This window comes from Alphaproteobacteria bacterium (assembly GCA_033344895.1).
Taxonomy (GTDB): Bacteria; Pseudomonadota; Alphaproteobacteria; order UBA8366; family Aestuariispiraceae; genus Pacificispira.
The window spans coordinates 3576146-3599688 of sequence record JAWPMN010000001.1 but is presented as its reverse complement, the minus strand read 5'-3'; the positions used below and the strand labels follow the sequence as shown (position 1 = coordinate 3599688).

The 23543-nt window shown below is 62.1% G+C and carries 21 protein-coding genes; 6 read left to right on the top strand and 15 right to left on the bottom strand.

Annotated elements, in window-relative coordinates:
- Positions 1 to 164 precede the first annotated feature (164 nt).
- From rpmF to R8L07_17320, 3 genes are all read right to left on the bottom strand, one after another.
- Positions 165 to 350, bottom strand: coding sequence for a 50S ribosomal protein L32 (gene rpmF / locus R8L07_17330; protein MDW3207306.1), 186 nt, complete (start codon positions 348 to 350; stop codon positions 165 to 167).
- Between the two features lie 81 nt (positions 351 to 431).
- Positions 432 to 1016: a DUF177 domain-containing protein gene (locus R8L07_17325; GenBank protein MDW3207305.1), complete on the bottom strand. Its 585-nt coding sequence runs from the start codon at positions 1014 to 1016 to the stop codon at positions 432 to 434.
- A gap of 4 nt (positions 1017 to 1020) precedes the next feature.
- Positions 1021 to 1611 (bottom strand): ubiquinol-cytochrome C chaperone family protein, encoded by a 591-nt coding sequence (locus R8L07_17320; GenBank protein MDW3207304.1) that lies wholly within the window; start codon positions 1609 to 1611, stop codon positions 1021 to 1023.
- Positions 1612 to 1749: 138 nt separating this feature from the next.
- On the opposite strand from R8L07_17320, the gene bamE reads away from it, so the two are divergent.
- Positions 1750 to 2190, top strand: coding sequence for an outer membrane protein assembly factor BamE (gene bamE, locus R8L07_17315; GenBank protein ID MDW3207303.1), 441 nt, complete (start codon positions 1750 to 1752; stop codon positions 2188 to 2190).
- Positions 2191 to 2278: 88 nt separating this feature from the next.
- Here bamE and R8L07_17310 read toward each other — a convergent pair whose 3' ends face one another.
- A complete protein-coding gene (locus R8L07_17310; protein ID MDW3207302.1) occupies positions 2279 to 4366 on the bottom strand; it encodes a sodium-translocating pyrophosphatase in 2088 nt (695 codons plus the stop codon).
- Positions 4367 to 4777: 411 nt separating this feature from the next.
- Between R8L07_17310 and R8L07_17305 the strand changes: the two genes are divergently transcribed.
- The gene (locus tag R8L07_17305) at positions 4778 to 4945 is read left to right on the top strand and encodes a hypothetical protein (GenBank protein MDW3207301.1); all 168 of its coding nucleotides are present in this window, start codon (positions 4778 to 4780) and stop codon (positions 4943 to 4945) included.
- A 62-nt stretch (positions 4946 to 5007) separates the two neighbouring features.
- On the opposite strand, the gene R8L07_17300 is transcribed toward R8L07_17305, so the two are convergent.
- The 5 genes from R8L07_17300 to R8L07_17280 form a co-directional block, all read right to left on the bottom strand.
- Positions 5008 to 6060 (bottom strand): high frequency lysogenization protein HflD, encoded by a 1053-nt coding sequence (locus R8L07_17300; GenBank protein MDW3207300.1) that lies wholly within the window; start codon positions 6058 to 6060, stop codon positions 5008 to 5010.
- Positions 6060 to 6701, bottom strand: a complete 642-nt coding sequence (locus tag R8L07_17295) for a DUF1007 family protein (GenBank protein ID MDW3207299.1) — start codon at positions 6699 to 6701, stop codon at positions 6060 to 6062. Before R8L07_17295 ends, R8L07_17300 begins: the two co-directional genes overlap by 1 nt.
- Positions 6698 to 7429, bottom strand: a complete 732-nt coding sequence (gene recO, locus R8L07_17290) for a DNA repair protein RecO (protein ID MDW3207298.1) — start codon at positions 7427 to 7429, stop codon at positions 6698 to 6700. The genes R8L07_17295 and recO overlap by 4 nt, the downstream gene beginning before the upstream one ends.
- A gap of 8 nt (positions 7430 to 7437) precedes the next feature.
- Positions 7438 to 8697 (bottom strand): hypothetical protein, encoded by a 1260-nt coding sequence (locus R8L07_17285; GenBank protein ID MDW3207297.1) that lies wholly within the window; start codon positions 8695 to 8697, stop codon positions 7438 to 7440.
- An 81-nt stretch (positions 8698 to 8778) separates the two neighbouring features.
- Complete coding sequence (locus R8L07_17280; GenBank protein MDW3207296.1) at positions 8779 to 11091, bottom strand: molybdopterin-dependent oxidoreductase; 2313 nt, start codon at positions 11089 to 11091, stop codon at positions 8779 to 8781.
- A gap of 80 nt (positions 11092 to 11171) precedes the next feature.
- Here R8L07_17280 and R8L07_17275 point away from each other — a divergent pair, with 80 nt between their 5' ends.
- On the top strand, positions 11172 to 12185 hold the full coding sequence (locus R8L07_17275) for a lipid A deacylase LpxR family protein (protein MDW3207295.1): 1014 nt from the start codon (positions 11172 to 11174) through the stop codon (positions 12183 to 12185).
- A 29-nt stretch (positions 12186 to 12214) separates the two neighbouring features.
- Here R8L07_17275 and R8L07_17270 read toward each other — a convergent pair whose 3' ends face one another.
- Together R8L07_17270 and alaS are read right to left on the bottom strand one after the other, a co-directional pair.
- Positions 12215 to 12739: a hypothetical protein gene (locus tag R8L07_17270; protein ID MDW3207294.1), complete on the bottom strand. Its 525-nt coding sequence runs from the start codon at positions 12737 to 12739 to the stop codon at positions 12215 to 12217.
- An 80-nt stretch (positions 12740 to 12819) separates the two neighbouring features.
- Positions 12820 to 15474 carry an alanine--tRNA ligase gene (gene alaS / locus R8L07_17265; protein ID MDW3207293.1) on the bottom strand — a complete coding sequence of 885 codons (2655 nt, stop codon included), beginning with the start codon at positions 15472 to 15474 and terminating at the stop codon, positions 12820 to 12822.
- A gap of 237 nt (positions 15475 to 15711) precedes the next feature.
- Here alaS and R8L07_17260 point away from each other — a divergent pair, with 237 nt between their 5' ends.
- Positions 15712 to 17712: an FAD-dependent oxidoreductase gene (locus R8L07_17260; protein ID MDW3207292.1), complete on the top strand. Its 2001-nt coding sequence runs from the start codon at positions 15712 to 15714 to the stop codon at positions 17710 to 17712.
- Between the two features lie 14 nt (positions 17713 to 17726).
- Here R8L07_17260 and R8L07_17255 read toward each other — a convergent pair whose 3' ends face one another.
- The 3 genes from R8L07_17255 to R8L07_17245 all read right to left on the bottom strand — a co-directional run bounded on the left by R8L07_17255 (position 17727) and on the right by R8L07_17245 (position 20594).
- Positions 17727 to 18908 carry an NAD(P)/FAD-dependent oxidoreductase gene (locus tag R8L07_17255; protein ID MDW3207291.1) on the bottom strand — a complete coding sequence of 394 codons (1182 nt, stop codon included), beginning with the start codon at positions 18906 to 18908 and terminating at the stop codon, positions 17727 to 17729.
- Positions 18909 to 19290: 382 nt separating this feature from the next.
- Complete coding sequence (locus tag R8L07_17250; GenBank protein MDW3207290.1) at positions 19291 to 19500, bottom strand: cold-shock protein; 210 nt, start codon at positions 19498 to 19500, stop codon at positions 19291 to 19293.
- A gap of 197 nt (positions 19501 to 19697) precedes the next feature.
- The gene (locus tag R8L07_17245) at positions 19698 to 20594 is read right to left on the bottom strand and encodes a LysR substrate-binding domain-containing protein (protein MDW3207289.1); all 897 of its coding nucleotides are present in this window, start codon (positions 20592 to 20594) and stop codon (positions 19698 to 19700) included.
- 101 nt (positions 20595 to 20695) lie between these two features.
- Between R8L07_17245 and R8L07_17240 the strand changes: the two genes are divergently transcribed.
- Positions 20696 to 21499 carry a phytanoyl-CoA dioxygenase family protein gene (locus R8L07_17240; GenBank protein ID MDW3207288.1) on the top strand — a complete coding sequence of 268 codons (804 nt, stop codon included), beginning with the start codon at positions 20696 to 20698 and terminating at the stop codon, positions 21497 to 21499.
- Positions 21500 to 21564: 65 nt separating this feature from the next.
- Here the strand turns inward: R8L07_17240 and R8L07_17235 are convergent, their stop codons facing one another.
- Positions 21565 to 22509: a LysR substrate-binding domain-containing protein gene (locus R8L07_17235; GenBank protein MDW3207287.1), complete on the bottom strand. Its 945-nt coding sequence runs from the start codon at positions 22507 to 22509 to the stop codon at positions 21565 to 21567.
- Between the two features lie 115 nt (positions 22510 to 22624).
- Here R8L07_17235 and R8L07_17230 point away from each other — a divergent pair, with 115 nt between their 5' ends.
- Complete coding sequence (locus R8L07_17230) at positions 22625 to 23542, top strand: arginase family protein (GenBank protein MDW3207286.1); 918 nt, start codon at positions 22625 to 22627, stop codon at positions 23540 to 23542.
- Position 23543 lies beyond the last annotated feature (1 nt).

Below are 23543 nucleotides of genomic sequence, written 5' to 3'. Positions count from 1 at the left end.
CAGGCCCGGACACGGCCCTGAACGGGCCGCGCCGTAATGCCGGGGCGCCGACATTGTCTGCCCCGACAACACCAATCGGGCCCGAAGGGGCCCGATCCGTTTCGTCCAATACTAGATCGGAAACCGGCGTCGGTCCAACACTGGACCGACTTTTCCGGAAACGATCAGAAACCGCTCTTCGGCTCGATCACCTGACGACCGCGATACATGCCGGTCTTCAGGTCGACATGGTGCGGGCGCACCATTTCACCAGTGGTCTGATCTTCCCGATAGGTCGGGTTGGACAGCGCGTCATGGGAGCGGCGATTGCCGCGACGCGATTTCGTAACTTTTCTCTTCGGAACCGCCATCTTCTCGACTTTCGTATTCGTGGGGTGTCGTTCAAAGCGGCGCGTTACATAACCGTTTTGCCGCGCCGCCGCAACCCGGATTTACCGGGTTTCGTCTTTGTCGGGACCATCGCGCCCCTTCAGTTCGGCCAGTTTCGCGAATGGATTGTCGGAACGCCCCGTTGCGCCACCGGTTTCGACGCCGGTTTTCCGGCCCTCAGGCAAAGAGTCGACTGCATCATTCAACGATGCCCCTTCCTTGCGGGGATAGGGATCCAACGCCAGCACAAGTTGCTGTGCGGTCAGCTCGCCCAGATCAATCACGCCGGCGTCGAAGGGCTCCGGCGGGTCTGCGTCGGCCAGCGTAAACTCCTGATTCTCTTCGATCATGCTCGGCGGAGCAAAAATGATCGAGATATCCTGATCCAGGGTCGATCGAATCGGTTCGCCGCTGACAACACAGGATTGGGTCACATCCGCGGTGAAACGGCCATCCACCCGGATCATCGGTCCGCCGGCCAACGGCTTCATCTCGAAGAACGCCTCCAGGGAGGCCAGTTCGCTCAGGCCGAACCGTGCAACGAGGGCCGTACGAGCCTCCTCATCCGCGGAAATCTTTCGGCGAAGGCCCTTCGTGGGGATCTCGTCGACTTCGATCGGAACCGAAAACTCCAGCGTCTCCGTCATGATATCACGCAACCGGATCGGCAATTCGCGGCAGGCCGGCAAAATCCGGCTCCGGGTCGCAGAATTCGATCCGGCCCTTCAGAATGTTGGTCTCGCTCTGCTTGAACAGATGGGTCGATTGCCGGTCGAAATAGGCCGTCATGGCGCGGACCTGCTCATCGGTGACGTCATTGCCCTGAAACAGGCCGCGCCGCAACAGATCGGACAGGTCCTCCGCCCCTTCCGCACCATTCACGGCACCCCAATAGCCGTCGAAACGGCTGAAGAAGGCCTGCGCCAGCTTCTTCACCTTCTTGCCAATGGACATGTCTCCGACCCCCATTTCACGCAGGGAACGGTCGAAATCGGCAACGATCTCGTCTGACAGGGCGCCCCCGACCTCATCCCAGCCCGGCTGGCCGGCCATGCGGCGGAACACCAGAAAGGCGTGTAGAGCGATGCACTCGACACGGCCGTCGAGGCTGTCCGGCACGCCCCCGCGATCATAGAAAACCGGCTTGCGCGCGGTCGCCACGATGCGTTCGTAAAGCACCAGCGCGACCTGCTGCTCCCGCGACAGTTTCGTACTGAAAAATCCTCGTATCATGTCCAACATGGCGGCCTTCGGTTCCCTTGTCCGGAAAGCTGCGACTTAGCGTCCGCGCGCCGTTTCGGCAAGGCGACTTGAAAAAAAGCCCGGCGCGGCTCAGATTGGGGCGGAATCAAACCGTACACAAACAGGATACTGTCGCCCATGTCGGCACGGCAATATTTCAAACTGGCGGCCCTGGTGGGCGGCGCGATGATCGTCCTGACGGCCTGCGAGCCGAAGGTGGCGCTGCGCGGCAACGATCCGCTGGAAAGCCGACTGGAACAGATTGCCGTCGGCCAGTCGACCAAGCGGGACGTGGCAGGCGCGATCGGCACCCCGTCCATGGTCGGCACCTTCGACGACAGCGTCTGGTACTATCTGAGCCAGCGCAAGGAAACCTGGGCCTTCTACAGCCCCGAGGTCGTGGAGCATAAGGTCCTCGCCTTCCATTTCAACGCGGACGGCGTGCTTCAGGAAGTGAAGACCTATGACGAGGAATCCCTGAACGAGATCAGCTATCGCGACAAGGAAACGCCGACCTCCGGCCGAACCATGTCGGTGTTCGAGCAGCTGTTCGGCAATTTCGGCAAGGTCGGCGGCTAGGCAATCGCTGCGATTTCACCGATTGAGGTCACAGAAAACCCCGGCGCCGCAACGCCGGGGTTTCTGCTTTTCGGTCAGGTGACCGGTATTAGTGGGCCAGGGCTGCGAGCAGCAGCAGCGCCACGATATTGGTGATCTTGATCATCGGATTGACAGCGGGCCCGGCCGTATCCTTGTAAGGATCGCCGACCGTATCGCCGGTCACCGCGGCCTTGTGAGCCTCGGATCCCTTGCCACCGTGATTGCCGTCTTCGATGTACTTCTTGGCATTGTCCCAGGCGCCGCCGCCCGCGGTCATGGAGATCGCGACGAACAGGCCCGTGACGATCACGCCCAGCAGCATCGCCCCGACGGCCGCGAAGGCATTCGCCTGCGTGGTCACAGCATTGACGATGAAGTAGAGCACGATCGGGCTCAGCACCGGCAGCATGGACGGGATGATCATTTCCTTGATCGCCCGTTTCGTCAGCATGTCGACACAACGGCCGTATTCCGGCTTGGTCGTGCCTTCCATGATGCCCGGCAGTTCCTTGAACTGACGCCGAACCTCAACCACGACCGCCGCACCGGCGCGTCCGACCGCGGTCATGCCCATGGCGCCGAACAGATAGGGCAGCAGGCCGCCGAGCAGCAGACCGACCACGACGAACGGGTTCGACAGCGAGAAGTTCACCGTCAGATCGGAGAAGTACCGATCCAGGTCCGCCGTATAGGCCGAGAACAGCACCAGCGCGCCGAGACCGGCCGAACCGATCGCATAGCCCTTGGTGACGGCCTTTGTCGTGTTGCCGACCGCGTCGAGAGCGTCGGTGGTGTTGCGAACGCTGTCGTCCAGTTCCGCCATTTCCGCGATGCCGCCAGCATTATCCGTGACAGGACCGTAGGCATCCAGCGCGACGACCATGCCGGCCAGCGCCAGCATCGTGGTCACCGCGATGGCGATGCCGAACAGGCCGGCCAGGGCATAGGTCACGACGATCGCGATGCAGATCAGGATCGCCGGGACGGCGGTCGCTTCCATCGAGATCGCCAACCCCTGGATGACGTTGGTGGCATGGCCGGTTTCGGACGCATGTGCGACCGACTTGACCGGGCGGAAGCTGGTGGAGGTGTAGTATTCGGTCACCCAAACGATCAGCGCCGTCAGCACCAGTCCGACGATACCGCAAAGGAACAGGTCCAAGCCGGTGAACACCCGGCCGTTGACCGTCATTTCCGTCCCCATGCCGAGGACATATTCCGTGATCGGATAGATCAGGATCGCGGAGATGACGGCGGATCCGAAGAAGCCCTTGTAGAGCGCCCCCATGATGTTGTTGCCGCTGCCGACACGCACGAAATACGTCGCGATGATGGAGGCGACGAGGCAGACACCGCAGATTGCCATCGGATACAGCAGGAAATCGGCCATCGCGACACCGGTGACGCCATAGATCAGCGCCAGCACCATCGTCGCCCCGACCGTCACGACATAAGTTTCGAACAAGTCGGCCGCCATGCCAGCACAGTCGCCGACATTGTCACCCACATTGTCCGCGATCACGCCCGGATTGCGGGGGTCGTCTTCCGGAATTCCGGCCTCGACCTTACCGACGAGATCCGCGCCGACATCCGCACCCTTGGTGAAGATTCCGCCGCCGAGACGTGCGAAGATGGAAATCAGCGAGGAACCGAAGGCCAGACCGACCAGGCCGTTGATGATGTCCTTGGATTGCGCCGGATCCCCGACGTCGAACTGTGCCGACAGGGCGACGTAGTAGCCTGCAATGGCCAGCAGGGCGAGCCCAGCAACCAGCATGCCCGTAACCGCACCCGCCTTGAAAGACACGGACAGGCCCGAGGCGAGGCTTTGACGGGCGGCTTCCGTCGTCCGGACATTGGAGCGCACCGAAATATTCATCCCGATATAGCCCGCCACGCCGGACAGGATGGCACCGATCAGGAAGCCGATCGCGCTGACCATGTCCAGGGCGAGCCCCAGGATAACCGCGACACCGATACCGACAATGCCGATCGTGGTGTACTGGCGGTTCAGGTAGGCGGTCGCCCCTTCCTGAATGGCGCCCGCGATCTGCTGCATCCTCTCATTTCCGGCACTCATGCCCAGGATGCTTTTCGACGTGACGGCGCCATATAGGACCGCCAACACGCCGCATCCGATAACTGCGTATTCCATTGGACGTTTCGTTCCCTTTTCGCTGCGTCCCCCCCTGTCCTCTTCTTTGTTTTTGTGATCGCGACCGGCCGAAACCGACTGCGACCCGGTGCATGGTCTTATTTAAAATCGGGAAGACGTGTGTTGTGTATTTTACTTCTACGTTGCACCCGAATTCGAAATCGGGGCCAGCCGCTTTGGAGTCCGCAACCGTCGCGCCAGTGTGGCGAAAAGGGCTGCGTCACCGTCGGGCCCCCATCCCGAAAATCGCAGAAACGGTAGGCGAGTCACTTCGCCGTGTAAACTGAATACGGAGTCGCAACGACCCATCCGCCTGCAACGTGCGACATTTCATTTCAAGCAACGCCTTGATTAGGACACAATCGGCATTACAATTTCGCTCAGGCGAAACTGATGAAAGGAGGTGATCCCGTGTCTAAGAGCATGAAAATCCTGGCGGCGGCCTCGGTTCTGGCGTTCGGAACCGTTCTGTCGGGTGCGGCCCTTGCCGGTTGCACGGGGTCCCACGCGGCCAAGAGCGACGACCAGATGACGTCGGTTACGAAGACCGGCGATCAGAGCCAGAAAAGCGAAAGCTGATACCTTCAGGATTTCCGCTTTGGAAAGGCCGCTTCCCGACCGGGAGGCGGCCTTTTCTTCGATCAGAAACCGCGCTGCAACGCCCCGGCAAGTAGCAGCAACCCGATCAGCAGTACCGCGACCGATCCCAGGACCGACAGAATGCGCGGCACGAGGGCAAGTACGCCGATGCGGCGACCTCCCCCGATGCCCGACAGACCGATGATCCCGCGGCGCGCCAGGATCGCGGCGATGCCGACGCCAGAAACGGTCAGGGCCACCCCGACTCCCATCGCCAGGGTCGCCAGGGCCCCGATCAGGAAGATGCCGTTTGCCAAGGCGAACAGCAGTACGATCAACGCGCCCGTGCAGGGACGCATCCCGGACACAAGGGCCGCGCCCACGAATTCCAGCCTGTTGCCCTGGGGAACCTCAGAAACGAGGTCATGCGCATCATGATGGTGGTGAGGGTGCTGGCATCCGCCTCCATGACCGTGGCCACCCCCTTCATGGTCATTGTGATGATGGTCATGATGGTGCTTATGGCCATGTCCTCCGCTGGTGCCGCCGTGATCGTGACCGCATTCACGGCCGGTCAGGGCGGCCCAGACCATGCCCGCCCCAAGGACTGCGACAAGCCCGTATGAAGCCGTTTCCACCAGAGGCATGCTGTCCAGGAGGGCCAGCCGGCTGAAATCGAGCAGCCATCCCAGAACGCCGACCAGCAGGATTGCGACCAGCGCCTGAATTCCGGCGATCAGCCATCCCATCGCCAGACCGCGCCGGATCGCGCTTTCCCGTGCCATGAAATAGCTGGTGACGACCGCCTTGCCGTGACCGGGTCCGACAGCATGGAAAACGCCATAGGCGAAGGACATGCCGACCAGCGTCAACGCCGGCGCAATCGTATCCCCATCGCGATAGGCCGCGACCGCGTCCCGCAGCGCCGCCGCAAACCAGGCCTGCTGCGTGACAATCCAGCGAAGTACTTCCTGCAGTGGTTCGGGAAGCCAGGCCGACCAGTCCTCCGACGGGGGATTGCCACGATCTCCCAAAAGACCGGCCGCATGCGCCGAACCGGCCTGCACCACCACCATCAGGGCCGCACACAGCCCCGAAACCGACATTCTCCGCATCAGGCGCCTTCCCTCACACAGGACAGAACGGCGCGGATCGGATAGACGGCGCCGAAATAGATGGGATTGTCGTCCGCCTCTTCGAAGGCATAGGCGCAATCGGTTCCGCCATTCCCGCGAAACCTCAAGGGCCGGTCCTGGATGAAGTCCATGGCGACATAGTATTCGGGGTCGTAGATCGACAGGGTCACAGGTTCCTGAACCGGATCAACGGGCTCAGGCAGGGTCAGTGTGAAACTGTAGGACACGATGCGGCCATCGGTGGATACCGCGATGCCGAAATCCTCCGCCCCGTTCCAATCGACCTGTCTGCCGTCGACACGCAGATCCGTGAAGAAACCGACTTCACCCAGACCATTGAATGCACCCTGACGCATTGCATCGATTTCCGATTCTTCGAAGCTGCCATTGCGATTCCTGTCGAAGTCCTCGTACAGGACGGCGCTGAAGAACTCGTCGAACGCCCACTGCATCCGGATCTTCACCAGACGGCCTTCCTCAAACCCCATGAAGGCAAGGGCCGTAACCCAGACATGAGGATGCGCGGAGATCATGCCGGGCCAGGCGACCAGTCCGGCGGCAAGTGCCAGGGCCGCCGCGACCCTGCGCCAGTTCTTACCAAAATCGCCGGAACGGATCATGCCGACCCCCGCCCTGACCGAAACCGGTCGTGCAGGCGTGTCCGCGCGTCGGGTACGGGTCGCCCCATCACGTCGAAGACATGCCTGTCCAGGAAGTATCCGGTTGTCGTCATGGCCTCGGCCAATGCCTCCGGTCCCGTATTTCCGCGTCCGATCAGAAAACTTGGCAGATTCAGCAGCTTGTCGCGATAGGGTGCCCCAGCCTCCGCCGACACGGCGCGGCCGGTTTTGGGGCTGACATAGCGCAAATCCTCCGTCACGCCGGTCGCGGCGCAGGAAGTCAGGTCCAGGCCAAATCCCAGTTCCGCAAGCAAACCGATCTCCCAACGTGCATAGGTTTCTGCCCATGTGGGGCCATCAAGCGCGACCATCAATGCGTCCAGACTGTCAAAAAGGTCCGGATGAGGTTCCCGTTCGGGCAAGGCCGCTTCGACCAGGCCCACGGCAGCGCCCATCGCCAGCAGCTTGCCCGGGTGATCCATCAGCAATGCGGCATAGCCATGGACGGGTTCCACGGTCATGCTGCCGAGCTGGTCCTCCAGTCGAGCACGCCAATTGACGGCGATTCGGTTCCCGGTCTGCAAGGCGCCTTTGAGCTTGCGTGACTGGCCGCCGCGGACCAATCCCGCATGGCGCCCCCGCTCCCGGGTCAGCACGGTGAGGATAAGCGCATTCTCGCCATGCCGCCGGGTCGAGAGCAGGATCGCCTCGTCACGCCATTCGATCATGGGCCGCCTCAGCTCGTCGCGGAAATCGCGCGTTTGATCGCCCGCTGCAGATCCGGCGTTGCCGGTCGCATGCGATCGGCCAGCGGATCGACGCCGGTGCGGACATGCATGACGCGGCGATAGATCTCCTGGTCGAGGGAATCATCCATCCAGGAATGCATTTCCTTCACGATCCGCCCGCGCATGCTCATCGGATTCTGCCCCCCGAACTTGCGTTCGACGAAATCGTCCAATTCCTGCGGCGGCGCCGGCATCTGACGCAGGATGAAGGTCAGGACCGCGTTGCGTGCCGACACGTCGTCCTCCGCGACACTCAGCCAGCGGGTTGCATGACCTGCCCAACCGTCCAGGGCGAAGGATATCTTGACCCGTTCGTCCCGGATCAGCTTCAGCAAACCCTCGTATTTCTTGTTGTTCAGGTAATAGCGATCGTCGAGCACCGCCGCCTTGATGGTGTGGGCGCGTTCCGTCGTGTATTCGATGAAGGTATCCAGATTGAAGACCACGACGCGTCCGGCCTCCATCACCTCCTCGATACGCTGGACGCTGCAATATTCGGCGACACCGTCCCGCAATTGCTCCAGCAAGCTCATCTGGCGGCTCAGAAACCCGACGGACCGCGTCTCGTCCTCGGTCACCAGCGAACAGATCGGCGCGGCATAATCCGCCAGGGTGTCCAGCCGCCCCTGCAGCTCGTCGCGGCTGATCGATGCCCCGGAAACAACGGCCCCGACGATGATTCGGACCAGGTGCAGCATATCCTTCGGACTGTTTTCGGACAGCGACATCAGGATCTGCCGGTTGACCGACTTCAGGTCGGCCTCTCCCTTGATCTCGGCATATTTGCGTCCGAACATGGCAAGAATTTCCAGAAAGGCATTCTGGATATCCAGGCGGCTGATGCTGATTTCATTCTCCGCCAGCCGCTTGTCCCGCTCATCCCCAGCTTCCAGGTCCGCCTGCAGGCGCATATCCCGGATCGTGATCGGGTCCAGGTGCCCCTGCCGGTCGGAATAGGAATAGGACACCCGTTCATGCAGCAGCTTGTCGCGGCCGATCAGATCGGACCAGTTGGGCACATCCCGAAACGGCATGACCAGATCATTGGACACGCGGCCCATGTCGGTCCCACCGAAATTGGGAACGATGGCTTCGAAATCGCCGAACTCCGGGTCTCGTGGAGATCGGCAACGCAGCATTTCCACGGCGCGCCCCTGAAAGCCGACATAGACTCCGCGATCGCGGAAACTCTTGTACTGGACGGCCATTGGCGGACGTCCCTCCTTCGGAATCGATCACAAACAGAGACGTTAACTATACCATAGAAGCAATCCTGTCCGTGACGACCGTTACACCTCTGTCCCGGAAAATTCCGGCGGCTCGAAGGCGCGGACCGCGGGCAGCTCCCCATTTGCGGGGGCAACCTCGACCAGGCAGGTATGGGCGCTGGGCCCCTGCGCCAGGCGGGACGTGCCGCGATCGGCGGTCAACACATTGGGGTTGCCATGCCGGTCCAGGCTGTCGGGCAGGTCCGGTGCGTCGGGATCATACCAGGCCCCGGTCGCCAGTTGCACCACGCCCGGCATGATACCGTCATCCAGGGCGACCCCGGCCAGACAGGCGCCCCGGTCGTTGTAGACCCGGACCACATCGCCTTCGGAAATGCCCCGTGCGACCGCATCCGCCGGGTTCATGCGCATCGGCTCCCGGCCACCGATCTTCGTGCGCCGGCTCCCGGCGCCGGCATCCAGCTGACTGTGAAGGCGCGACTTGGGCTGATTGGAAATCAGGTGGAGCGGATAGACCGCCGCCGTTTCGCCGCCCAGCCATTCATAGGGGGCCTGCCAGGTCGGATGTCCGGCAATTTCCTCATAGCCGAACCCGGCAATGGTCTCAGAATAGATCTCGATCTTGCCGGACGGCGTCTTCAGCCGGTTGCGTTCGGGATCGTCCCGGAACTCCCCCAGGAACCGGCGGACATAGGGCCCGCCGGACAGTTTGTGGCTGCCCATTTCCCAGAACTCATCGAAGGAAGGCAGTTCCTGCCCAACCCGGCCGGCTTCCTGACGGCTGCGGTCCCAGATATCGCGCAGCCATTCGGTCTCGTCCCGCCCTTCAGTGAAGGCGTCCTCGAATCCCAGCCGTGCCGCCGCGCCGCGCAGGATGTCATGGTCGTTGCGCGCCTCGCCAACCGGATCGATCAGCTTCTTCATTGCAACGGCCCAGGCATCCATCTGGTTCACGGCGATGTCGTTGCGTTCCAGAGGCGTCGTGACCGGAAGCACGATATCGGCGTGGCGGGCGATCGGGTTCCAGAAGATCTCCTGCACCACGACCGTTTCCGGCCTGGCCCAGGCCTGGCGCAGACGGTTCAGGTCCTGATGGTGATGGAAAGGATTGCCGCCGGCCCAATGCACCAGCTTGATATCCGGATAGGTAATGGTCCGCCCGTTGTAGTCGCAGGTCCCCCCGGGATTCAGCAGCATGTCGGCAATTCGGGCGACAGGGATGAACGCGTCTACCGGATTGCGCCCGCTGGGTACGGCGGCCCAGCGCATCTGCTCTTCCGGGTTGCCATTGCCATGCTCCGCCGCCAGGCCAATGGCGATGCCGCCGCCCGGCAGACCGATCTGCCCCAGCATGGCAGCCAGGACAACGCCCATCCAATAGGGCTGCTCTCCGCGGTCCGACCGCTGCAGCGACCAGGACAGGGAGATCAGCACCCTGCCGCCGGACAGGGCTTCCGCCAGGTCGTTGATCGTATCGACGGGCATGCCGGTGATGTCCGCCGCCCAGGCCGGCGTTTTCGCAACGCCATCCGTTTCACCCAGAAGATAGGGCCTGAACCTGTCATAGCCGGTGCAGTAGCGATCCAGGAAGGCCCGGTCGGCCCGGCCCGATGTCTCCAGACAGTAGGCGAGTGCCAGCATCAGGGCCAGATCCGTGTTCGGCCGGATTGGCACCCATTCCGCACCCAACTCGTCCGCCATGTCATCGCGAACCGGCGTAATACCGATGAATCGGCCCGAGCCTTCACCCAGCTTGCGCATCCAGTCGCGCGCCGTATGGATGCCGACACCGCCGTTCTGAATCTGCGCGTTCTTCAGCGGCAGACCGCCGAAAGCCAGCATGACGTCGGTATGTTCCGCGATTTCGTACCAACTCGGCGCCTGGACCATGGTGTGGCGCAGATTGGTGATGACATGCGGCAGGATTACCTCCGCCGCCGCGTAGGAATAAGCGTTGACCGATTTCACATAGCCGCCGGCCATGTTGTAGAAGCGATGGATCTGACTCTGGGCATGATGAAAGCGCCCGGCACTTGCCCAGCCGTAGGACCCGGCATAGATCGCCTCGTTTCCGTGGGTCTTGCGCACCCGGTCGACCTCACCCGCGAACAGGTCCAGCGCCGTGTCCCAGTCGACCTCGACAAAGGGCTCGGCACCGCGCTTCAATCCGGCTGTGCCGGGCCCGTCTTCGAGCCAGCTCTTCCGGATTGCCGGACGCTTGATCCGGGCCGGGCAATCCAGCGTGTCGAGGATTGATGCCGACATGTCGGACACATCGTCACCGTCCACCAAGGGCTTCAGTTCCTCGACGCGACCTTGCCGCATCACCGCCCTATAACTGCCCCAATGATTGGCTGTTGTGAGTTCCACCATAACCTTGCATATCTCTTGCATGGACTTACCTAGATTTGGGCCATACTAGGGGCCGCGCAACCGTGTCGGAAAGCAGTTTCATGAAATCCGCTGTGACTTCGTTTGGCCTCCTGCTCGCGGCCGCTGTTGTTGGCGTCTCAACCGCCGTCGCCGAGGAGGCGCCGGACGACCGCGGCACCTTCAGCTTCATGATCGAGAACGACCTGTTTGCGACCGGAACGGATCGTCACTTCACCCACGGCACGAAGGTCACCTACACGACCCGCGAATACGTCCCTGAAACCGACGAGCCGGTCGGTTTCATTGCCGGCCTGATCCCTTTCTGGCCGGAAGGCGCCCGCGCCCGTGCGACCTACAGTCTGGGACAGAACATCTATACTCCGGACAATATCAGCGACCCCAACCCACGCCCCTATGACCGACCCTATGCCGGCTGGCTCTATGTCAGCGGCGGGTTGATTGCGGTCTCGCCGGACGCAACGCAAAGCGATTCCGTCGTGCTGGAAATCGGGGTCGTCGGACCGGCTTCGGGCGCCGAATGGACCCAGGAAAACTGGCACGATACCTTCGGATTCGAAGAGCCGCGAGGTTGGGACAACCAGTTGGAAAACGAGCCGGGATTTACCCTGATTTACGAACATGCCCGCCAGATCTGGGAGGCCGATCTGGGCGCCGGACTGTCGGCGGATTTCGTGCCCAATGCCGGCTTTGCCCTCGGCAATGTGGCAACCTACCTTTCCGGCGGCGCGACCCTGCGCATCGGCGGCGACCTGACGACGGATCTGGGCCCGCCCCGCATCCGCCCCAGCCTGCCCGGAAGCGCCTATGTCCGCGCCTCAGACGGGTTCAACTGGTACACTTTCGCCAGCGTCGGCGGCCGGGTTGTCGGACGCAACATCTTCCTGGACGGCAACACGTTCGAAGACAGCCAGAGCGTCGACAAGAAGATCCTCGTTGCCGATTTCCAGACCGGCATTGCCCTCCAGTTCGAAGACCTGCGCCTCACCTACACCTATGTTGTCCGCAGCAAGGAATTTGACACGCAGGATCGCATCGACAAATTCGGCGCGTTGAGCCTGTCCTACCGGTATTAAGGCGTTCCCGGCGCGGGCAACAGCCCGTGTCAGTACCGGCCAAGCCGTATTTCGCCTTCCGCGACCTCGTCGTAGTCCTCGCCGTCCTTGATCACGGCAAACACCTCGGCCTCGTAGGTGTTGCCCCGCCCACCGGAACAGGGCGGCAGATAGCCGTCGGAATACCAGGCGCCGGTCGCACGGTTCTTTTTCTCCAGCCAGACGCCATCGGGCATGTCGTCCGTACCGCCCGGCACCGCCGGTAGCATCGCTTCGCCCATGCCCGGCTCGATCATGAAGCCGATCTTGCCGTGGCCACCATCATAGGAAAGCTTCTGGAAACTGCGGTCGTTGAACTCGACAACGATGGCATTGGCCTCAGGCGGAATGCCGGAAATCCTCAATGGCGGCGTCGCCCCCTTCCCCCCGAATTTCTTGCAGTGCTGGCCGTCGGGAATGCGATCCCCGGTCCAGGCCGCATCGGCGAATTCCACCGTCAAATCCTCGGCCGAAACCGGCCCCGAGAACACACCGAATGTCAAAATGCCAACGGACAAAACAGCAAGCTTGGACATGCGCATCCGTCTTCTCCCCGAATTGGAAGGGAGAAGCCTAAGCCAGCCCGCAACCGCAGGTCAAATTTCCGTCCGGTGACTCAGCCCAGCGCCGCTTCGACGGCGCCGACCGCATTTGCCGCCTGACTGCCGTCCGGGGCGCCCCCTTGGGCCATGTCGGGTCGGCCGCCGCCGCCCTTACCGCCCATAGCTTCGGCGGCGGTCCGGACAAGCTGCACCGCGTCGTAGCGACCGGTCAGGTCGTCGGTTACGCCGACCACGACCGAGGCCTTGCCGTCATTGACCGCGATGACCGTGACGACGCCGGAACCGATCTGGGTCTTCAGCTGATCGGCCAGCGGCTTCAACTCCTTGGGGCTGACACCGTCCAGCACGCGGCTGGCAAACTTGATACCGGAAATTTCCTTGGCTTCCGGTGCGCCGGACGCGCCACCGCCGCCGCCCGCGGCCAGCTTCCGGGTCAGTTCCGAGACTTCGCGCTGCAAGGCCTTGCGCTGCTGCAGCAACGCTTCCACCTGTTCTTCCAAGTCGACCGGACGCACCTTCAGCGCCGCCGCCGCGGCGCGCACGCGGCTGTCCTGGCCGGTCAGATAGTCAAGCGCCGCCTGCCCCGTCAGGCATTCGATCCGGCGCACGCCGGCAGCGACGGCCCCTTCGCTGACAATCTTGAACAGGCCGATATCGCCTGTGCGACGCACATGGGTCCCACCGCACAGTTCGGTCGAATAGACATGCCCCAGGTCGCCTTCCGGCCCGCCCATGGAGACCACACGGACTTCCTCGCCGTATTTCTCCCCGAACAGTGCCAGTGCCCCGGCCTTGATCGCCTCGTCCGGCGTCATCAGGCGCGTCACGACAGGTTCATTCATCCGAATCTGCGCATTCACAAGACGTTCAACCTGATCGATCTCCTCTTCGGACATCGCTTTCGGGTGGGCAAAGTCGAAACGCATGCTGTCAGCCCCGACCTGGGAGCCCTTCTGGGTGACGTGATCGCCCAGCACGCGGCGCAGGGCCTCATGCGCCAGATGGGTCACCGAATGATTGGCGCGAAGCCGTGTGCGGCGGTCGCCATCCACCAGCATTTCCAGGGCCTCGCCGACTTTCAGGCTGCCCTTCTCCAGCGTCCCGATATGCAGATGCATGTCGCCCAGCTTCTTCTGGGTATCGGTCACGGTGAAGACCGCGCCGTCCGCCGAAATCAGGGTGCCATGATCGCCCATCTGACCACCGCTTTCACCATAGAACGGCGTCTGGTTCGCGATCAGGATGGCACTGTCGCCCTCGGAGAGGCTGTCGACCGGCTTGCCGTCCTTGACCAGGGCCGCGACCACCCCTTCGGCCTTTTCGGTCTCATACCCGAAGAACTCCGTAGCACCGACCTGTTCCTTGAGATCGAACCAGACGGTTTCGGTCGCCGCCTCGCCGGATCCGGCCCAGGCCTTGCGCGCCTTGGCCTTCTGTTCGGCCATGGCCTCTTCATAACCGGCTTCGTCCACCGTGCGGCCCTGACCGCGCAGGATGTCCCGGGTCAGGTCCAGCGGGAAGCCGTAGGTGTCGTATAGCGTAAACGCCACGCGGCCCGACAGTACGCCCCCTTCCGGCAGACCCGCCGTTTCGTCGTCCAGCAGTTTCAGCCCCCGATCCAGCGTCGTCTTGAAGCGGGATTCCTCCAGCTTCAGCGTCTCGGTGATCAACGCTTCGGCCCGGCGCAACTCCTCGAAATGGCCGCCCATCTGCTTGACCAGCACGGGCACCAGGCGGTGCATCAGCGGATCCTTCGCGCCCAACATATGGGCATGGCGCATGGCGCGGCGCATGATCCGCCGCAGGACGTAGCCACGTCCTTCGTTCGACGGCAGCACGCCGTCCGCGATCAGGAAGGACGATGCGCGCAGATGATCGGAAATGACCTTGTGGCTGGCCGATTGCGCGCCGTCGGGGTCTACACTGGTCAGGTCGGACGACGCCTCGATGATCGCCCGCATCGTGTCGATATCGTAGTTGTTGTGCTTGCCCTGCAGCACCGCGGAAATGCGCTCCAGCCCCATGCCGGTATCGATCGACGGCTTCGGCAGATTGATCCGGTTGCCCGGTTCGATCTGCTCGAACTGCATGAAGACCAGATTCCAGATCTCGATGAACCGATCTCCGTCCTCATCCGGACTGCCCGGAGGACCGCCCGGGATCTTGTCGCCGTGATCGAAGAAGATTTCCGAACACGGGCCGCAGGGGCCCGTGTCGCCCATCTGCCAGAAATTGTCCGACGTCGGGATACGGATGATCCGGCTTTCGGGCAGACCGGCGATCTTCTTCCAGAGATCGAACGCTTCGTCGTCTTCGGAGAACACGGTGACCAGCAGCTTGTCTTCCGGCAGACCGTATTCCTTGGTCACCAGGTTCCAGGCCAGTTCGATCGCCCGATCCTTGAAATAGTCGCCGAAGGAAAAATTCCCCAGCATTTCGAAGAAGGTGTGGTGGCGCGCGGTATAGCCGACATTCTCAAGGTCATTGTGTTTGCCGCCGGCGCGCACGCATTTCTGGGAGGTGGCGGCGCGGTTGTAGTCGCGGTGTTCCTGACCGGTGAACACGTTCTTGAACTGGACCATGCCGGCATTGGTGAACATCAATGTCGGATCGTTGCGCGGCACCAGCGGGGAACTGTCGACGACCTGATGGCCGTTCTGCGCAAAATAGTCCAGGAACTTGGCGCGAATGTCGTTGGCGCTCGTCATGTTTCTCGGTCCTTACATACCTCTTCTCGCTCCGGCGGAGCGGAAGGGGTTAGTTAGCGACGATACCCGTTCTTGTCCAGACGGCAGGCCCGCCGTCCTCCATTGCCGTGGCTCGATCCCGGTCCCGAAGAGTTCCGCCGCAATTCTTTTGTTTAAATAACTGCTCAGATAAATATTGCGCCACCATCCTCATCCTGGATTATTGTGCATAGCGACAGGGACCAACCGGGGGAAGCCATGCGAGACGCACGCTACGATGTTCTGTTCGATCCCATTCGGATCGGTCCCGTCACCGCGAAGAACCGTTTCTATCAGGTGCCCCATTGCACCGGCATGGGCTGGCAGCGTCCGAGAACGCTGGCCGCGATGCGCGGCGCCAAGGCCGAGGGGGGCTGGGGTGTCGTCTGCACCGAATACTGTTCCGTCCACGAGAGTTCCGATGACGGTGCCTATCCCTATGCCCGTCTTTGGAACAGCGAGGACATCCGGGCCAATGCCCTGATGACGGAGGCCGTCCATGAACATGGTGCGCTGGCGGGTGCGGAACTGTGGATCGGGGGCAATTACATCGCCAACATGGCAAGCCGGGAGCCCAGCCTGGGGCTGCGCAGTCGCCCGTCGACCAATACGGACCTGCTGCATCCCTTTCAGTGCCGCCCGCTGGATCGGGAGGATATCCGCAATGTCCTGAAATGGCAGCGCGACGCCGCCCTCCGGGCGGTCGAGGCCGGGTTCGACATCGTCTACGTCTACGCGACGCACGGCTACCTGCTGTCGGAATTCCTGAATCCGGAAACCAACCCCCGAACGGACGAATATGGCGGGACGCTGGAGAACCGACTTCGCATCGTCCGCGAACTGATCGCGGAGACCCGCGAGGCAATCCGGGACAAGGCCGCCCTGGCCGTCCGTTTCACCGCGGACCTCTCCGACCCGGAGAGCATGGATGCTTTCGCCATGATGGCCGAAGACCCGGATCTCTGGGATCTGACCGTCCATGATTATGGCATCGAGATGGGGGCGTCCCGATTTGTCCGGGAAGGCGCATTGGAGGCCAGCGTCGCCCATGCCAAGTCCCTGACGACAAGGCCGGTCGCGGCGGTCGGTCGCTTTACATCGCCCGACACGATGGCGCGCGTCGTCCGGTCCGGCGTTCAGGACATGATCGGCGCGGCCCGCCCCTCCATCGCCGATCCGTTCCTCCCTAAGAAGATTGAGGAAGGACGGGTCGAAGATATTCGTGAATGCATCGGGTGCAATGTCTGTTACGCCCATAACACGCTGGGGGTGCCGATCCGCTGCACCCAGAACCCGACCATGGGGGAGGAACACCGGCGCGGCTGGCATCCGGAACGGGTGCCCCCTGCCCGCCGCAATGAGCGAGTTCTGATCGTCGGTGCCGGACCGGCGGGGCTGGAAGCGGCGCGGGTCCTGGGCCAGCGCGGGTTCGACGTGATGCTGGCGGAGGCCGGGCGTGATCTGGGCGGTCGTGTCACCCAGGAAAGCCGCCTGCCCGGCCTGGCTGAATGGGCGCGGGTCCGCGACTGGCGTCTGGGACAGATCGAGAAACTACCGAATGTCGAAATCTTCCGGGAAAGCCCCATGTCGGTCGACGATGTCCTGGCCGTCGGTGCGGACCATGTCCTGACGGCCACCGGCGCGAAATGGGTGACCGACGGGATCAGCCGCCATCGCGATGCCCCGATACCGGCGGCGGCCGGCGCCTCCGTCGTCTCCGCCGATCAACTGCTGCAGGGCGCGACACCGCCGGAAGGACCGGTCGTGATTTATGACGACGATCACTATTACCTCGGGTCGATCCTGGCGCTGCTGCTCCGGTCGAAAGGAAATGCGGTCACCCTCATGACACCGGCGGGGCGCCCGGCAACCTGGGGCGGCTATACGAACGAACAGTTCGAAACTGCCTCTGCGTTGATGGAGGCCGGCGTCGATATCGTCACCAACCGGACGCTGGAGCGAATCGAGCCCGACCATTGCATTGCAGCCTGCATCTTCAGCGGGCGCGCAGAGGTCATTCCGTCGGATTGGGTCGTTCCCCTGACCAGACGGGAGCCGAATGACGACCTATATCGTGCCCTGAAGTCATCGGTCGAAAGGGGGGATGTCGGCGCGCCGAAGGGACTGTCCCGGGTCGGGGATTGCGACGCCCCCGGGATCATCGCCACGGCGGTCTACAGCGGATACAAGGCGGCGGTGGAACTGGGGGCCGACCAGTGACGATGTTTCAGGCGTCACGCGACCTCGCCGCAGGCATGGCCCGAGGCCCAGGCCCATTGGAAATTGAAGCCGCCCAGATGACCGGTCACGTCCACCGCCTCGCCGATGAAGAAGAGGCCGGGAACGGTTTTCACTTCCATGGTTTTTGACGACAGCCCGTCGGTATCGACCCCGCCCAGCGTGACTTCCGCCTTTTTCAGCCCCAACGACCCGCTGGGTGTCACCTGCCAGGCGTTGATGCGTTCCGCCGCGCGTTCCAGGTTCCTGTCCGACAGTTCCGCCATGCGGCCCTGAAGGCCGACGATCTCCGCAATGCGCTGGGCCAGCCGTTTCGGCAGCATGTCGGCCAGGACGGTCTGGATTTCCCGCCTGGCAGCGGACTGCTTGGCGTCCTTCAGCAGCGCAAATGCATCGCGCCCGGGCAGCATGTCGATGGTCAGAGTGTCGCCTTCCCGCCAGTAGGAAGAAATCTGCAGGATCACCGGACCGCTGAACCCCTGATGCGTGAACAGCAGCGCCTCGTCAAAACGGGTCTTGTCCAGGACCGCCGATGCATCGACCGCCACACCGGAAAGCCCCTCCAGTTGCCCAAGGGTCTCCGCATCGAAGGTCAACGGCACCAGCCCGGCCCGGGGTTCGACGATGCCGAGCCCGAACTGGCGGGCGACGTCATAGGCAAAGCCGGTCGCCCCCATCTGCGGTATGGCCGGCCCGCCGGTCGCCATGACCAGTGACTCCGCCTCGAAAATCCCGTCATCCGTCTCAACGCGGAAGGCCCGGGTCTCCAGATCGGGCCGGGACACCGCCTGGATGGCTGTGCGGGTGCGAACGTCCGCGCCGTCGGCTTCCGCCAGCAGCATGGCGACAATGTCCTTGGCCGACCGGTCGCAGAACAGTTGCCCATGGTCCTTTTCGTGATAGGCGATGCGGTAGCGTTCGACGAGGTCGATGAAATCGTACTGCGTATAGCGCTTCAGGGCCGATTTGCAGAAATGCGGATTGCGCGACAGGAAATTCGCCGGCGTGACATCCAGATTGGTGAAATTGCACCGCCCACCGCCGGAGATCAGAATCTTCTCGCCCGGCTTCTTGGCATGATCGAGCACCAGCACCCGTCGGCCACGCCGCGTCGCGACGGCGGCGCACATCAACCCGGCCGCACCGGCCCCCAGTACAATGACATCGTAGCTCTGCATTCCGCACCTGGTGGCAGTTTTCGGGCCCTAGATACAGCAAATGCGCCGTCGTGAAACGGCGCATCCGTCCTGTCTGTCTGTTTTGAACGGAGCGCGGCGCGCCCGCTCAGGTTCGATCAGGTAATCCGAATATCGGATTCCGCGCCATACATCTCTGTAATGATTGAGGCAGCGTGATCGATCATCATGCGGTCTTCGGTTCCGTCGATCGCGAAATGGCATTGATTGCCGGATTTCGAAAAGTTGACGAAATTCTGAAGACCGTACCTTACCAAAAACTGTGCTTCCGAACTCATTCTAAACTCTACTTCCTTTCTTGATGTACCGGTCATCGCGACCGGCAACTGGGATGGTTGGGGCGGCCGAGGGCCGCCCCGGACCGTCAATCCGCCAGAGACAGATTTTCAGCCGCCATTTTACCGTTCCGGCCTGCGATCAGTTCGAACTTCACGCGCTGGCCTTCCACCAGGTCACTCAGGCCGGAGCGCTCGACGGCGCTGATATGCACGAACGCATCGTTCGAGCCGTCTTCCGGTTGAATGAAGCCGAAGCCTTTGGTGGCGTTGAACCATTTTACGGTACCCGTGGTCATGACTATTCCTTTCACGACAGATTGTACGATCCGCGCCGAATGCTGCGGATCTTGGCACGCTCGAATTGTCGGAGAAGGAAACTTGGTCGTCCGGCTAGCGGATAATCATGATCACTAAAGCGACTTCAAAACGTGTCCCTAAAATAGTGGTTCAAACGCAATATTCAAGGAAATAAGGCGGATCCCGGAAACACCGGTCAGGTATCGCCCTGCCCGACCACCGCCGCCAGCAGCCAATCCCGGAACTTTCGAACATAGTCCAGATGGCGTGCCCGCTCCGGGATCACCACAGAATAGGCCTCTTCCGCCGGTATCCTCAAATCAAAGACGCGCACCAGATCGCCCCGCGTCAGAGGTCCTTCGATCAGCATCTCGTGGCCCATTGCAACACCGGCTCCAGCCCGCGCGGCATCGATGGCCATGCTGTAATGGGTGTAGAACTGGCTGTCCCGCCCGCCGCATTCTTCCGCGTTGGCTGCGGCGAGCCAGCGGCGCCAATCGTCCCGCCAATAGGTGTCATGCAGCAACCGGCACCGGTTCAGGTCCCCGGGCTCAGCCAGCGCCATCCGGTCGCGATAGGACGGCGCGCAGACCGGCACCAGCGTATCCGTACCCAGGGAGCGGATGTTGAGGTCCGCCGAACGGGGCCCGCCATAGCGAATGCCGACCTGCGCGTCCGACCGGTTGAAATCGACGATCTCCGCATCGGCCGAGATTTCGATATCGAGATGGGGATAGAGTCTCTGAAATTCGTCCAGGCGCGGGACCAGCCAGACCGACGCGAAGGCGGGAAGCGCCGTGATCCGAAGCGTCGCGCGCTGGCGCGACCCGACGGTCCGTTCGGTTTCCGCCTCCAGGATGTTCAAGGCGTTACGCACCGCCGAGTGGTAGCGGCGGCCGGCATCGGTCAGCGCAACTCTGCGGCCGGATTTTCTAAACAGTTGTACGCCCAGATAGGCCTCAAGCAGCCGGACCTGCTGACTGATGGATCCCTTCGAGACGGACAAATCCTCAGCCGCGGAAGAAAAATTCTCCCGCTCCGCCGCCCGCTCGAAATACTGGACCGCCCTCAGGGGCGGCAACGCGCGTTTCATCGTTTAGTTTTTCCATACCATTGGTCAGATAATACTCATTGTCCGCGACGGCGTCCGCGTCAATCATCGATCCAAGGGAATGCCAATCAGGGAACCGCGGCGTGAAGCTCTCAAACGAACAGCGTGCACAACTGAACCAGGACGGTTTCCTCGTCCTGCCGGATGTCTTCTCCGTCCGGGAGGTCGCCACGATCCGCTCCCGCCTGCCCCGCCTTTTCGCGGAAACCTGCGAGGCGAACGTCATCGAACGCGGGTCGGGGGCGGTCCGGACCGCGATGGGGCTGCACCTGCGCGATCCGCTTTTCGCGGATCTGGCGCGTCACCCCCGCCTGATCGAACCGGCGCGGCAGATCCTCGGGCAGCCGTTCTACATTCAACAGGTGAAGGTCAATGTGAAGGCCGCCTTCTCCGGCGAGATCTGGCAGTGGCACACCGATTTCGCGACCCATCACGGCGAGGACGGCGTCCCGCGCCCCGAGGCGATCAACCTGCACATCCTCCTGGATGAGGTGAACGAGTTCAATGGTCCGCTCTATTTCGTCCCCGGCTCCCACAAGGGCCCGGAGCATGCTGCATGGCTGGACGACAGAACCACCAGCTATCCACTTTGGGTGACGGATATCGACCGGGTCCGCGAAACGATCTCGAAGTCGACCATCGTGTCGGCCAAGGGCGGTCCCGGCACGGTCCTGATCTTCCACGACACGCTGATCCACGGTTCGCCCAACAACATGTCGCCCTGGGACCGGGGCATCTTCTCCCTGATCGTCAATCCGGTCGCCAACGCCCTGACCTCATACAAGCGCCCCGACTACAAGCACCACAGGGACCTGACCCCGGTCACCCCGGTCCGGGATGACTGTCTTGAGACATATGAGACCGGCCAGATGGCCACCGCCACCTGAGGCATGCGGAACGCGCCGGCTGAAACGCGAGGTGCCCTCTTCGCAGTCGGCGCTACCGATTCAGGTTAATCGGCCCCTGAAGCGCCCGCGAAATGGTGGTCCCAAGCGCCTATCATCCAGCGGCGATGCAGTTCAGCCTCCTCAAGGATCCAGTTTCGAAACGTGTCGATTCGGCTGTCCTTGCCGGCTTCGTAGCGCCAAGCGGCATAGTAGGCATCCGAGGTCTGTATTTTGAGATCCGCCAAGATCTCAACCCGCCCCTGCTCAAGGTAGCTGCGTGACGTCACTTCATCCGCCACAGCCAACCCGAACCCCAGAGCGCACGCCTCCATGCACATGGCGGTCGTCGGATAGGTAGGCGCGTTGTGCGGGTTGAGATGGCTTAATCCACTCTCAACGCAGAACCGCTCCCACCATCCCGGCGTACGGTCGTTGATCAAGTCTGAATCGCGCAGTTCGGATGGAGATGTGAGAAAGCGGTGTTTCGCCTCGCTTTCCGGAGCGGCGACGAGAAACACCGAGTTCAGGAAAACCGGCTCGATCATGATGCTGCTGCCCCACGACCGTTGTCCCCAGAACAGAACGCAATCGTGGTCGGCCGAAGCTTCCACGGCATCGACTTCCACGGAGATGTCCAAAGTCACGCCGGAATGGGCGCGGCGAAACCGGTCTAGCCGGGGCAGAAGCCACAACTGCGCGAAGTCGAGATCGCACAATATTCGAAGCGGGGCTTCCGTCGGCTGCATGATTTTCTGAAGCTCGCGCGATAGCTGGCTGAAGGCCTGCGTTGTCACGCGTGCACATTTCGCGCCCCTCTCCGTAAGCCGGATACCTCTCTGCTCACGCTCGAACAGAGCGAAACCGAAATACTCCTCCAGAAGCGCGATCTGTTTGGAGACGGCCGAAGGCGTCACGCAAAGCTCATCCGCGGCCTTTGTTTGACTGAAATGCCGTGCGGTTGCGTCAAAGCTGCGAAGGGCATTCAGGGACGGTATCGGGCGTTCTTTCATGACTATTTCTCATGTTAAGGCTGAGCATTTATCCAGAAATCGCGGTCTGTTGCCAATTGGCGGCAAGCTGACTTGAGTAGTAGTAAAAACTTACCACCAAGGGAACATTGGAATCATGATCAATAGTTTCTCAGGCCCCCTTACATTCTTTCGACAGCCCCCCGGGCAGGACCTCAGGACTGTAGACGCCGCAGTAATTGGGTTACCGATGGACCTGGCCGTCTCGAACCGTGCTGGTGCCAGGTTCGGGCCGCGGTCTATCCGAGAAAGCAGCGCGCAGCTTGCCTGGGGCGAATGCTGGCCGTGGGGATTCGATCCCTTCGACCGTTTGAAGGTCGCAGATTTTGGCGACATCGAGTTCGAGTACGGAAATCTGAAAAGCTTCCGGACGGCCGCGACGCAATTCTACCGCGACTGCGCGGCAAAGGATGTCGTGCCGATTGGCCTTGGCGGCGATCATCACGTCACCGCGGCCGCCCTGGACGGTCTTGTGCCCGACGAAAGCGACACCCCGATCGCCTTGCTTCAGTTTGATGCCCATACCGATACGACCGAAGGCCCGGATACCCAGCACGGCACAATGTTCGGACATGCACTCGCGCGCGGAGCCATCGACGATGCCTCAACCGTTCGGGTTGGCGTTCGCACTGCAAGCAGCGGGGATGGGGGTCTCAACATCGCGCCGGATCGGCTGATGTCCGAGCCGCCTGGAGCAATCGCCGACCTCATCCATGAACGACTGCGGAACAGGCGTGTCTACATCACATTCGACATCGATTGCCTGGACCCGAGTTGCGCTCCGGGCACAGGTACGCCGGTTCCCGGCGGCCCATCCACATTAATGATACTGCGCCTTCTGCGCAGCCTCGGGGCACGGTGCAAGGACCGGCCACTGACCGTAGTCGGGATCGATCTTGTGGAGATATCAACACCTTACGATCATGCCGAGATAACCTCTTTGGCAGGCTGCCAGATTCTTCAGGAGCTCATTTGCCTTCTGACGGTGTGCCGAGAGGCGCAACAATCAGGATAGG

Excerpts from the sequence above, each read along its gene's own strand:
- R8L07_17280 (MDW3207296.1), bottom strand. The coding sequence starts at position 11,091 with ATGGTGGAACTCACAACAGCCAATCATTGGGGCAGTTATAGGGCGGTG.
- R8L07_17270 (MDW3207294.1), bottom strand. The coding sequence starts at position 12,739 with ATGTCCAAGCTTGCTGTTTTGTCCGTTGGCATTTTGACATTCGGTGTG.
- R8L07_17295 (MDW3207299.1), bottom strand. The coding sequence starts at position 6,701 with ATGATCCGTTCCGGCGATTTTGGTAAGAACTGGCGCAGGGTCGCGGCG.
- R8L07_17320 (MDW3207304.1), bottom strand. The coding sequence starts at position 1,611 with ATGTTGGACATGATACGAGGATTTTTCAGTACGAAACTGTCGCGGGAG.
- R8L07_17310 (MDW3207302.1), bottom strand. The coding sequence starts at position 4,366 with ATGGAATACGCAGTTATCGGATGCGGCGTGTTGGCGGTCCTATATGGC.
- R8L07_17235 (MDW3207287.1), bottom strand. The coding sequence starts at position 22,509 with ATGAAAGAACGCCCGATACCGTCCCTGAATGCCCTTCGCAGCTTTGAC.
- bamE (MDW3207303.1), top strand. The coding sequence starts at position 1,750 with ATGTCGGCACGGCAATATTTCAAACTGGCGGCCCTGGTGGGCGGCGCG.
- R8L07_17275 (MDW3207295.1), top strand. The coding sequence starts at position 11,172 with ATGAAATCCGCTGTGACTTCGTTTGGCCTCCTGCTCGCGGCCGCTGTT.
- alaS (MDW3207293.1), bottom strand. The coding sequence starts at position 15,474 with ATGACGAGCGCCAACGACATTCGCGCCAAGTTCCTGGACTATTTTGCG.
- R8L07_17325 (MDW3207305.1), bottom strand. The coding sequence starts at position 1,016 with ATGACGGAGACGCTGGAGTTTTCGGTTCCGATCGAAGTCGACGAGATC.
- R8L07_17300 (MDW3207300.1), bottom strand. The coding sequence starts at position 6,060 with ATGCGGAGAATGTCGGTTTCGGGGCTGTGTGCGGCCCTGATGGTGGTG.
- R8L07_17255 (MDW3207291.1), bottom strand. The coding sequence starts at position 18,908 with ATGCAGAGCTACGATGTCATTGTACTGGGGGCCGGTGCGGCCGGGTTG.
- R8L07_17285 (MDW3207297.1), bottom strand. The coding sequence starts at position 8,697 with ATGGCCGTCCAGTACAAGAGTTTCCGCGATCGCGGAGTCTATGTCGGC.
- R8L07_17230 (MDW3207286.1), top strand. The coding sequence starts at position 22,625 with ATGATCAATAGTTTCTCAGGCCCCCTTACATTCTTTCGACAGCCCCCC.
- rpmF (MDW3207306.1), bottom strand. The coding sequence starts at position 350 with ATGGCGGTTCCGAAGAGAAAAGTTACGAAATCGCGTCGCGGCAATCGC.
- R8L07_17245 (MDW3207289.1), bottom strand. The coding sequence starts at position 20,594 with ATGAAACGCGCGTTGCCGCCCCTGAGGGCGGTCCAGTATTTCGAGCGG.
- recO (MDW3207298.1), bottom strand. The coding sequence starts at position 7,429 with ATGATCGAATGGCGTGACGAGGCGATCCTGCTCTCGACCCGGCGGCAT.
- R8L07_17250 (MDW3207290.1), bottom strand. The coding sequence starts at position 19,500 with ATGACCACGGGTACCGTAAAATGGTTCAACGCCACCAAAGGCTTCGGC.
- R8L07_17260 (MDW3207292.1), top strand. The coding sequence starts at position 15,712 with ATGCGAGACGCACGCTACGATGTTCTGTTCGATCCCATTCGGATCGGT.